This is a genomic window from Paracoccus beibuensis, assembly GCF_026162625.1.
GTDB lineage: Bacteria > Pseudomonadota > Alphaproteobacteria > Rhodobacterales > Rhodobacteraceae > Paracoccus > Paracoccus beibuensis.
Genome location: NZ_JAOTBD010000061.1, coordinates 1 through 9,775 on the forward strand (window position 1 = coordinate 1; position 9,775 = coordinate 9,775).

7 protein-coding genes and 6 pseudogenes are annotated in these 9,775 nt (G+C 65.7%); 7 read left to right on the top strand and 6 right to left on the bottom strand.

Annotated elements, in window-relative coordinates; all coding sequences use genetic code 11:
• Positions 1-131, bottom strand: a pseudogene (locus OC159_RS19020) (IS5/IS1182 family transposase); the annotation flags it as partial.
• A gap of 320 nt (positions 132-451) precedes the next feature.
• Between OC159_RS19020 and OC159_RS19025 the strand changes: the two are divergent.
• Positions 452-1,294: pseudogene (locus OC159_RS19025) on the top strand (IS30 family transposase); the annotation flags it as partial.
• Positions 1,295-1,307: 13 nt separating this feature from the next.
• Positions 1,308-1,568, top strand: a pseudogene (locus tag OC159_RS19030) (IS3 family transposase); the annotation flags it as partial.
• 189 nt (positions 1,569-1,757) lie between these two features.
• On the opposite strand, the gene OC159_RS19035 reads toward OC159_RS19030, so the two are convergent.
• The gene (locus OC159_RS19035) at positions 1,758-1,949 is read right to left on the bottom strand and encodes an MgtC/SapB family protein (protein ID WP_265502813.1); all 192 of its coding nucleotides are present in this window, start codon (positions 1,947-1,949) and stop codon (positions 1,758-1,760) included.
• 2 nt (positions 1,950-1,951) lie between these two features.
• Positions 1,952-2,345, bottom strand: a pseudogene (locus OC159_RS19040) (transposase); the annotation flags it as partial.
• 105 nt (positions 2,346-2,450) lie between these two features.
• Here OC159_RS19040 and OC159_RS19045 point away from each other — a divergent pair.
• A pseudogene (locus tag OC159_RS19045) lies at positions 2,451-3,030 on the top strand (IS5/IS1182 family transposase); the annotation flags it as partial.
• A 306-nt stretch (positions 3,031-3,336) separates the two neighbouring features.
• Here the strand turns inward: OC159_RS19045 and OC159_RS19050 are convergent.
• The 3 genes and pseudogenes from OC159_RS19050 to OC159_RS19060 all read right to left on the bottom strand — a co-directional run.
• Positions 3,337-3,441 (bottom strand): annotated as a pseudogene (locus OC159_RS19050) (LysR family transcriptional regulator); the annotation flags it as partial.
• Between the two features lie 336 nt (positions 3,442-3,777).
• Positions 3,778-4,473, bottom strand: coding sequence for a FadR/GntR family transcriptional regulator (locus OC159_RS19055; RefSeq protein WP_265502815.1), 696 nt, complete (start codon positions 4,471-4,473; stop codon positions 3,778-3,780).
• A 15-nt stretch (positions 4,474-4,488) separates the two neighbouring features.
• Positions 4,489-5,487 carry a Gfo/Idh/MocA family protein gene (locus OC159_RS19060; protein ID WP_265502816.1) on the bottom strand — a complete coding sequence of 333 codons (999 nt, stop codon included), beginning with the start codon at positions 5,485-5,487 and terminating at the stop codon, positions 4,489-4,491.
• A 109-nt stretch (positions 5,488-5,596) separates the two neighbouring features.
• On the opposite strand from OC159_RS19060, the gene OC159_RS19065 reads away from it, so the two are divergent.
• From OC159_RS19065 to OC159_RS19080, 4 genes are all read left to right on the top strand, one after another.
• On the top strand, positions 5,597-6,532 hold the full coding sequence (locus OC159_RS19065; protein WP_265502818.1) for a dihydrodipicolinate synthase family protein: 936 nt from the start codon (positions 5,597-5,599) through the stop codon (positions 6,530-6,532).
• 43 nt (positions 6,533-6,575) lie between these two features.
• Positions 6,576-7,574, top strand: a complete 999-nt coding sequence (locus tag OC159_RS19070) for a Bug family tripartite tricarboxylate transporter substrate binding protein (protein WP_265502820.1) — start codon at positions 6,576-6,578, stop codon at positions 7,572-7,574.
• Positions 7,575-7,644: 70 nt separating this feature from the next.
• Positions 7,645-8,121, top strand: a complete 477-nt coding sequence (locus tag OC159_RS19075) for a tripartite tricarboxylate transporter TctB family protein (protein WP_265502822.1) — start codon at positions 7,645-7,647, stop codon at positions 8,119-8,121.
• A 10-nt stretch (positions 8,122-8,131) separates the two neighbouring features.
• Complete coding sequence (locus tag OC159_RS19080) at positions 8,132-9,643, top strand: tripartite tricarboxylate transporter permease (RefSeq protein ID WP_265502824.1); 1,512 nt, start codon at positions 8,132-8,134, stop codon at positions 9,641-9,643.
• The last annotated feature ends 132 nt before the right edge of the window (positions 9,644-9,775 follow it).

Genomic DNA, 9,775 nt, shown 5'->3' on the forward strand with positions numbered 1-9,775 from the left:
TCTGCATCGAGACTGGCCAGCGCATCATTCACCACCTGCCGGATCTTGCGCAGCGGGTGCTTCGCAGGAACGCGCTCTTCCAGGTCGACATAGCTGAACAGCGATCCGCTCGTATTGTCCGTCCCACGCATCATCACCCCCGCCATTGTCGTGCCAAGGGTGAATCATGTTCCGCAAACCGCGTCGAGAGCCGACTTTTTCAGCGGCCTGTTAGGCAAGCCGAAGTGGGATGGTGAAACGGCCACACCCTTTGCCGCGACAACGCCAGACACCGAAGCAGCATGCCTGCCCAAAGCCCGCCCGATACCACTCAGCGTCTCCCCGGCCTTCCAAGGGCGCCAGAGTTCAGTCTTTAGATCATTCGATGAGCCTAGGCGGCCGGTTCGTGCCATCGTAGGTCCCTCCAGAGCATCTCGGATCAAAGATGTTGCGCTGACCGGTTGAACCCATCGGGCGGCGCGCCGTTCTCCGGCAAAGCCGACGCTGGTCATCTGCCTGGAGTCCGGAGCAGATCTCGCAGCGCCTGAAGGTGGACTTCCCTGGGGATCCGACCATGCGCATCAGCCATGAAGCCATCTACCAGGCGCTATACATTCAGGGGCGCGGCGCGCTGAGGCGAGATCTCTCAGCCTGTCTCCGGTCCGGCCGTGCGCTCAGGTTGCCCCGCGAACGTGCCCGAAGCCGGGGCAAGGCTTTCATCGCAGATGCCCTGATGATCAGCGACCGTCCAGCCGAGATCGGAGACAGGGCTGTTCCCGGTCATTGGGAGGGAGACCTCATTCTCGGCCTCGGCAGCTCGGCGATCGGCACGCTGGTAGAACGCACGACCCGCTTCACCATGCTCCTGCACCTACCGCGCATGGAGGGGCACGGGACGGGCAAGTCCGTCAAGAATGGACCAGCCCTTGCCGGTCACGGGGCCGAGGCCGTCCGCGATGCCATCGCAGGGACGATCAGCAGCCTGCCTGCCCACCTACGTCGCTCATTGACCTGGGACCAGGGCGCCGAGATGGCCCAGCACGCGCAGCTGCGGATGGACACCGGTCTCGAGATCTATTTCTGCGACCCGCAGAGCCCTTGGCAACGTGGCAGCAACGAGAATACCAACGGCTTGCTCCGCCAATACTTCCCTAAGGGGACGGACCTCAGCCAACACGGCGCCGAAGAACTGAGCGCCGTTGCGCACGCACTGAACACGCGACCCCGGAAAACGCTCGGCTGGCAAACACCAGCAGAAGCTCTCGACCGGCTGCTCAAACAGGATATGATCGAAGGTGTTGCGACGACCGGTTGAAACTGCCCAACACTGCGGACAGGGCTACCAGAAGCTTCCGCGCAGTCATGGGTTCAAGGGATCGATGAGCGGAAAGGGCAACTGCTATGACAACTCGGCCGTGGAAAGCTTTTTCAAATCGCTGAAGGCCGAACTGGTCTGGCGCCGCGACTGGCACGCGCGGCGTGACGTCGAAATCGCCCTCTTCGAATACATCAACGGCTTCCACAACACGCGCAGAAAACACTCGGCCTTGAGCTGGAAACCGCCCGTGGTCTTCGAACAGAGGGCCGCTTGGCATGAGCACCTGACCGAAACGAAACCGGGACAACTCCAGGTCGGCTTGAGCAGGTGAAACGGATCAGGGGCCCGTTACTCTGCCTGCCGCACATGTCGTCCCTGGTTTCCGGTCATGACCCTGGATGGTCCGATCGCGGTTCGGCCGGGATTTTCGGCAGATAATGCGGAACGGCCGGCAGGATGATCAGTACGACAACTGCGGAGAGAACAGTGGTCGCTTCCAGTCCCAGCCCACTATGATGCCGATACCGGCAGTGGACCAGATGTTTGCGGCGGTGGTCAGGCCCTCCACCTGATGTTGTGCCGAACGGACCATGATCGCCCCGGCGCCAAGGAAGCCTATCCCTTGAACGATGCCCTGCAAGACGCGTGACATGTCTCCGGGTTGTCGGGCGGCCGCTCGCGCCGCACCGTCTTCGGATCGAGACCGACCAGGGTCAGCGCATGCCGCCGACGGCCCGGCGTTGCAAGATAGCGTGATCCCGCATCGCGTCGAGCACAGCCTCCCGCCACCTTTTCGGTGTCGTCAGGGCTTTCCCAAGAGGTCCTTCAGCACGATGTTGTCGAGCATCCCATCCGCCAGCAGACGCTTCAGCCTGCCGTTGTCGTCTTCAAGCGCCCTCAGCCTCCGGGCATCGGACATATCCATGCCGCCATACTTGGCTTTCGGCTTGCAGAAAGTTGCGGAGCTCAGCCCATGACGACGACAGACCTCCGCCGTCGCCATTCCGGCTTCCTGCTCCTCAGGGGGCAGGTCACGAGCAACAGTCATCAACAGCCGCGTAAGCGACCTGCCGCGGCAAGCCCTCTGGCAATCGACCTGCGTCAGTGCTCAGGCCTTGCCCGGGTCGGCGCTTCGATTATCCCCCCGCCTGATGATGAGGGACCGGGCGACCCGCCCTCGCCAGGCACGACCGCTGCCGTCCAGCCCGGACCGACCCCAGAGAGCGGCCCGATGCTCCGCCCCACCCGCCCACGCCGCAATGCCGAAGCCGGCCTCCGAGGTGAGCGGCGTCCGGACGCCATCCATGCCTCGACGCCCGGCCCTGCAGGAAATCGCCCGGCACCGGCGCGATGCCGTGCTTCATCGGCCATGCTTTGATGGAGAACCGCAGCGGCCCGATCCAAGGCGATCTGACCGAAGCGGACGGCCATGCCGAACGTCGTGCCGCGCTCGACATGGTTCCGCCACTCCCCAGGATCGACCCGCAAACTGACCGTCGGGATATGACGCCGCCGGGTTGGTTGCCGACCGGCGTCATCCCGCATGTTCCCCGAAAGGCGAGATATTCGGCGATCGATGGGCGAACCACCCGGCACAAGGCTACGACCTGTCCCCGAAGCACCGAAAGCGGATCGAGGAGCCCTTCGGAGGGGCCAAGACCGTCGGCGGCATGGCACAGACCGTCTATCCCGGCGTCGCACGGGTAAGGTCCCGCTTCATCCTGACAATGGCGTGCGGATCTCGATCCTCATGGCAGGCGCCTTTCAGAAGTGCAGGGGCAATGCCCTTGCCGGGTTCAGGGGCCCGCCCCTCCGGCCTGCGGCCAGACGAGAGTAGCTTACGTATTCAACAATAAGCAGAAAAGTTCCTGCTGGCCAACAACCTGGCACGGCTGCCACGACTGCTGAGCGCATGAAGACGAAAGGCGGCATCGGCCGCGCACACCATTTGCCCCGACAGGCCGGAAGCTCAACGCAGCCGGGCCCGTCCCAAGAAAACCGCTCCGCCTCGGCGACTTCTTTGGCAGGCTGCTAGGGCGGCGGCCCGCGCGCAGTTCCTCGGTCCAGGTGTGCCGGGAAACGAGCGCGACCCCCAGCCCGGCGATGACCGCCTGCTTGATCGTCTCGTTGGTTCCCATGTCGATCCAGTCCGGGAAAGAATCAATTCGCCCGCCGGAGCCGGGCTTTTCGTCGCAACGTGCATTGCGTGGGTGCGGGTAGAGGCTGCGGTTCCGGCATTCTACCTGCTGCCATCGACAGTGCTGCTGCCCGTGACCATGCGGTTGCGGTGCGAGCTCAGTCCTCGAAGAGCGCTCGCCGGCGTCGTGATCCCGAGGCTGTAAGGGCTGCGGGACGATCTCCGCTCCTCCCGTGAGCAGGACGGCAATGAGCCGCGACCGCTTGCGGCTGTATCCCACCCATCACGTTTGGAAGCGGCGGGTAGGGAGCCAGACCGCCTGACAGCAGGCCATGTGGCGGGACTACGAGCTACCTACGAACATGCGGTCTCTTGCCGCCGTTATGTGGCGGCGCATGGCGGCAGCGGCCTCGTCGGCATCCTGTCTGCGGATTGCAGCGATGACATCCCCATGCTCGGCCTGAACCAGGTCCTGCCGCCCGGGCGCCGCCAGAAGCGTCAGCGAGCGCGAAAGCCGCATCCCGAATCCGATCTGCTGGCCAAGCGATTCGAGCGTAGTCTGGAAGAACGGGTTCTTGGTCGCTCGCGCAATTGCGAGGTGCAGCATCTGGTCAGCATCGACGCCCAGTTCCTGTTCCTGGTAGGTCAGGTCCATACGCTTGAACGCGGCGTCCAGGGCGGCAAGGTCGGCCTCGTCGCGGCGGCGGGCGGCCCAGGCTGCGGCCGCGCCTTCGACGTCGATTCGGAATTCGTAGCAGCGCTGGATGTCGGTGATCGACGCCAGAGGGACAAAGCTCATGACCTGGCGGTCGGGGCGCCGGGCGACGTAGTTGCCCGACCCCCGGCGCGAGGTCACGATGCCGTCGTCGCGCAGCCGCGCCAGCGCCTCGCGCAGGACCGGCCGCGACACGCCGCAGCTTTTCGCCAAGGTCGCTTCCGACGGCAGCCGGCTGTGCAGCGGGTAGCGGTCCTCGACGATCTGCGTCAGCAGACGGTCATAGACCTGATCGGCCAACGACGGCGGGCGCGGGTCGGTCACGCGCACTCTCCTTGATCAGACGGCCACGCCGGCCGTGCGATAGATCTGCTCCATAAGCCGCAGCGTGCGCAGATTGTCCAGCCGGTCGGTCTGGAACGGCCTGCCGCTGCGCAGCCCCTCGACGAAGTCGGTGATCGCGCCGGTAAAGCAGGCCTGATAGTTCGCGGTCAGGTCGTGCAGCGACACGTCGTCCGGCCGCGACAGCAGGGTGATCCGGTCTCGATCATAGATCAGCGTGTCGGTTTCGCCCAGCAGTTCAAGCCGATCGGTGGGCAGCGGCGGGTGGCCGGGAGCCGAGATGTTGGCGTCGATCTGGACCAGTGCGCCGTCAGCGCTTTCCAGCTGGATCAGTGCCACGTCCTCGCCCTGCAGGTCGGGGTTCATGCGGTCCAGCCGCGCGCCGACGACGGTCATTTCGCCCAGGATGGACCGCAGCGCGTCCAGGTGGTGGATCAGCACCTCGAAGACCAGAAGTCGCTTGAACTCCGCCAGATAGGGTTGACGGCCCAGCAGGAACGGCACCTTGCCCGGATAATCCAGCAGCGAGGACGACCGCACCGTCAGCCGCGCATGGCGCAGGCGACCGACCTCTCCCGCGTGGATGCGGCGCGCCAGTTCGGCATAGTGCGGCCGGAAGCGATAGTTCTCGTGGACCATGAAGCGTACGCGTTCGCCCACGTCGGCGATCAGCGCCTCGGCGTCGGCGACGGTGGGGGTCATGGGTTTCTGGCACATCACGTGCACGCCCATGTCGGCGGCCTGCCGGACCAGCGGCGCGTGGCTGCCCACGGGCGTGATGATGTCGACCGCATCGGGCTGCGTCGCGGCCAGCATCTCGGCCATGTCGGTGAAGACGGCGGAAATGCCGAAACGCGCGGCCTGCGCCTCGGCCCGCCCCCGGTCGGGATCGCAAATGGCGGCAAGCGTCACAGCCTGCTGCGCCTGCCAGCCCTTGAGGTGAAACTCACTGATCGCACCAGCGCCCGCGATGGCTATCGTCAGGTCCTTCATCATGTCCTCCTATTTCGTTGCAAGCGAGTTATCTTCTTCGGACAGATTTTACAACTATTGACTAATATGTCATTTCGCCTTACCGATCCCGAGCAAGTGGAAAGGACAAGCCATGCGTCACAGCGTAACCCCTTCGGATCTTGCCGCCTCGGTGATGGCGGTTCCCCCTCTGGCGATGACGGCCGATGGCGGCTTTTCGGACGCCGAGAACGCGGCCATGCTTCAGCACCTGCGCGACGGTGGCGTCACGACGGTGCTTTATGGCGGCAATGCGCTGGCGCAGCACTGGCCGGTTGCGAATTATGCCGATTGGCTGGACCGGCTGGCGGCAATTGCATCCGAAGATACATGGCTGTTGCCGTCGGTCGGACCTGACGCGGGCAAGCTGATGGACCAGGCGGCAGTGCTGAAGTCGCGGCGCTTTCCGGTCGCGCTGCTGGTGCCGATGGGCGCGCCGCTGACCCATGACGGCATGGGGGCTGCCTTGCGCCGCTTCCACGCGGCCTGCGGGGTGCAGCTGCTGGTCTATATCAAGACCGACGGCTATATTCCGGCGTCGCTGCTGGGCGACCTGCTGGCTGAGGGTGTCGTCTTCGGCGTCAAGTATGCCGTGCCGCGCCAACCGGGCGAGGCTGACCCCTACCTGCGCGCCATCGTGGCTGCGATCGGTGCCGACCGCGTCATCTCGGGCTTTGGCGAGCCGCCGGCGATCCCGCACATGCTTGATGACGGATTGGCAGGCTATACCGCGGGTTGCGTCTGCATCGCACCCTCGATGTCCATGGCGCTGCTGGATGCGTTGAAGCGCGGCGACCGGACCGCGGCCGAGCGGCTGCTGCAGCCGATGCGCGCGCTGGAGGATCTGCGCGGCTCGATCAACGAGATCCGGGTCCTTCACGACGCCATCGGTCTGTCAGGGCTAGCGCAGATGGGGCCGATCATGCCACCGATGACGCCAGTGGCCGAGGCCGATCGCGATCGCGTCACCGCGGCCGCGCGCGACCTGCTGACCGCCGAAAAGGACTTCAGGGCGGCGAAGGCCGCCTGACAACACCGCAGCCCGAAGGGGCATCATCATCTGGGAGGAACCGATGACCGACTTGACCAAACCGACGCGCCGCGGCCTTCTGCAGGGGGCGGCCGCGATGTCCGCCCTGGGGCTTCTGCCTGCTGCGGCATGGGCTGCCGACTATCCTTCGCGGCCGCTGACGATGCTGGTGCCCTGGGGCGCGGGCGGCGGCACCGACGCGACCGCGCGGATGATTTCGGCGCTGCTGGAACGCAAGCTGGGCCAACCGGTCAACGTTGTGAACCGCACCGGCGGAGCAGGGGTAATCGGTCACTCGGCCATCGCGACCGCGCCTGCCGACGGCTATACCCTGGGCATCGTCACGGTCGAGATCGCGATGATGCACCACATGGGCCTGACGCAGCTGACGCCCGCGGATTACACGCCGCTTGGCCTGATGAACGCCGACAGCCCGGCTGTCACCCTGTCAGCCGACAGCGAATACAAGGATATCGCCAGCCTGACCGAGGCGATCCGCGCGTCCGAACCGGGCACCTTCAAGGCATCGGGCACCGCGCAGGGCGGCATCTGGCATCTGGCGCTGGTGGGGTGGCTGCAGGCGCTGGGGCTTCAGCCCAACCACGTGACCTGGGTGCCCTCGGAAGGCTCGGCCCCTGCGATGCAGGACCTGATCGCGGGCGGCGTCGACATTGTCACGGTATCCCTGGCGGAAACCAAGGCAATGGTCGACGCAGGCCGCGCCGTAAACCTGGCCCTGATGGGGACCGAGCGGACGGCCAGCCACCCCGATCTGCCAACCCTGTCCGAGGCGGGCGGCGGCGACTTCGCGCTGGCCACCTGGCGGGGCGTGGCCGGTCCCAAGGACCTGCCCGAGGACGTGGCCGTGACCATCTCCTCGGCCCTGGCCGAGATCGCGGAAGATCCGGAATTCGTCGAGTTCATGAACAGCCGCGGCTTCAACATCGCCTACCTCGATCCTGCCGCGCACGCGCAGATGATGGCCGACGCCGACGCGCAAATGGCCGAGACGATGGCGGCAGCCGGCCTGGTCCAGGGCTGAAGTCCAAATGTTCAGGGCGGGCGGGGCGCGACGTCGCCTTGCCCGCCCGCTTTGTCAAGGGGAGGGGGCGATGAAGTTGACCGACGCCTTGTCGGGCGTGCTGCTGATGTTGCTGGGGCTGTTCATGCTGTGGCAGGCGGCGCAGTTTCCGTCGTTCGCGGGGCAGCCATATGGCGCAGCGCTGCTGCCGTCGATCCTGGCGGGCGGCCTGATCCTGGGCGGCACGCTGCTGGTCGTGCGGGACCTGCTGGCGCGGCGCCAGGCGGAAGGGGGGGTCTGGTTGCAGTTGGTGCCGGACCTGCGGGCGGGCGGAATGCCCGCGCTGCTGGCGGTTCTGGCCAATGTGCTGGCGCAGATCTGGCTTGCGCCGCGCGTCGGGTTCATCCCGGTTTCCGCCGTTGGTTTGCTGGTCCTGTTCCTGGTGCTGCGCCTGCCCGCCTGGGTGGCGGCGGTGCTGGCCGTCGGCACCAGCTTTGCCTGCTGGTGGCTGTTCGCGGGACTTCTCCGCGTGCCGCTGCCGCGCGGCCTTCTGGACGGAGTGCTGTAGGATGAGCTTCATGGACGTTCTTCTTCAAGCCGCCGCGTTGGTGTTCGAGCCCCGGGTCCTGATCACCGCGTTGCTGGCCGGCGCCTTCGGCATGTTCGTGGGCGCGATGCCCGGCCTGACTGCGACGATGGCCACGGCACTTCTGGTGCCGATGACCTTCTTCATGGAGCCCATTCCAGCCTTGGCGGCCATCGTGTCGGCCAGCGGCATGGCCATCTTTGCGGGCGACATTCCCGGCGCGCTGCTGCGCATCCCGGGCACTCCCGCCTCGGCTGCCTACGTCGAAGACAGCTATCAGCTGTCGATGAAGGGCAAGCTGAACCTTGCGTTGGGGACGAACCTGCTGGTGTCCTGCATCGGCGGGTTGTTCGGTGTCGCGGTGCTGATCGCCGCGGCCCCGCTTCTGGCCGAATTCGCGCTGCGCTTCACATCCTACGAATATTTCTGGCTGGCCGCCCTTGGCCTGTCCTGCGCGATCTTCATTGCCTCTGCCGACCCTCTGAAGGCGGGCATCGCGCTGCTGATCGGGCTTGCGCTGGCGACGGTCGGGCTGGACCCGACAACAGGTGTGCCACGATTCACGATGGGGCAGGTGGACCTGATGGCGGGGGTCGAGTTCATCCCCGCGATGATCGGCCTCTTTGCACTGGCCGAGGTCATGCGCGGCGTCATCCGCCTGAATCATGCCACCCCGCCGACGCCGATGCCCCGCAACGACGGACCGCTATTCCGCGGGGTCGGCGGCGTGATCCGGCGGCATCCCAAGAACATCGCGCGCGGCTCGATGATGGGCACGCTGATCGGCGCTCTGCCGGGCGCGGGGGCCGACATCGCGGCCTGGATGGCATATGCCGTGTCCAAGCGCTTCTCGAAGACGCCAGAGAAATACGGCGAGGGCCATGTCGAAGGGCTGGTCGACGCCTCGGCTGCCAACAATGCTGCTGTCGGCGGCGCCTGGATTCCCGCCCTGGTCTTCGGCATTCCCGGCGACAGCGTCACGGCGATCGTCATCGGCGTTCTCTACATGAAGGGGTTGAACCCGGGGCCGACGGTCTTCATCCAGAACCCGCAGCTTATCTATGCCGTCTTCATGATCTTCATCCTGACGACGCTGATGATGGTGCCGCTTGGCTGGGCAGCGGTGAAGGCCGCACGGCAGGTGCTGCGCGTTCCTTCGCGGGTGCTCTTGCCGATCGTTCTCAGCTTCTGCATCGTCGGCTCCTTTGCGATGACGAATTCGGTTTTCGGCATCGTCATCATGCTGGCGCTCGGCCTGCTGGGCTGGCTGCTGGAGGAGAACGGCTTTCCGGTCGCGCCCATCATTCTTGGCCTTGTGCTGGGCCCGATGTTCGAACGGATGTTCATGACCTCCATGATCAAGTCCGGCGGTGATCTTGGCGCGTTCTTCGACCGGCCCATCGCGGCTACACTGGGCGTTTGCGTGCTGCTGATCTGGGGACTTGCGCTTTTCGGGGCGCTGCGGCGGCTTCGGACGCGCAGGGCCACTGTCCGACCCACCTGAAAGGAACCTTCCATGACTCATATTCCCCATGGCGACCACCTGATTGCAGGCGAGAAGATCCGGACCGAGGGGCGTTTTCCCTCGGCCCCGGCGACGGGGCAGGCGCATGAGTTCTCGGTCGGCACGCCCGAG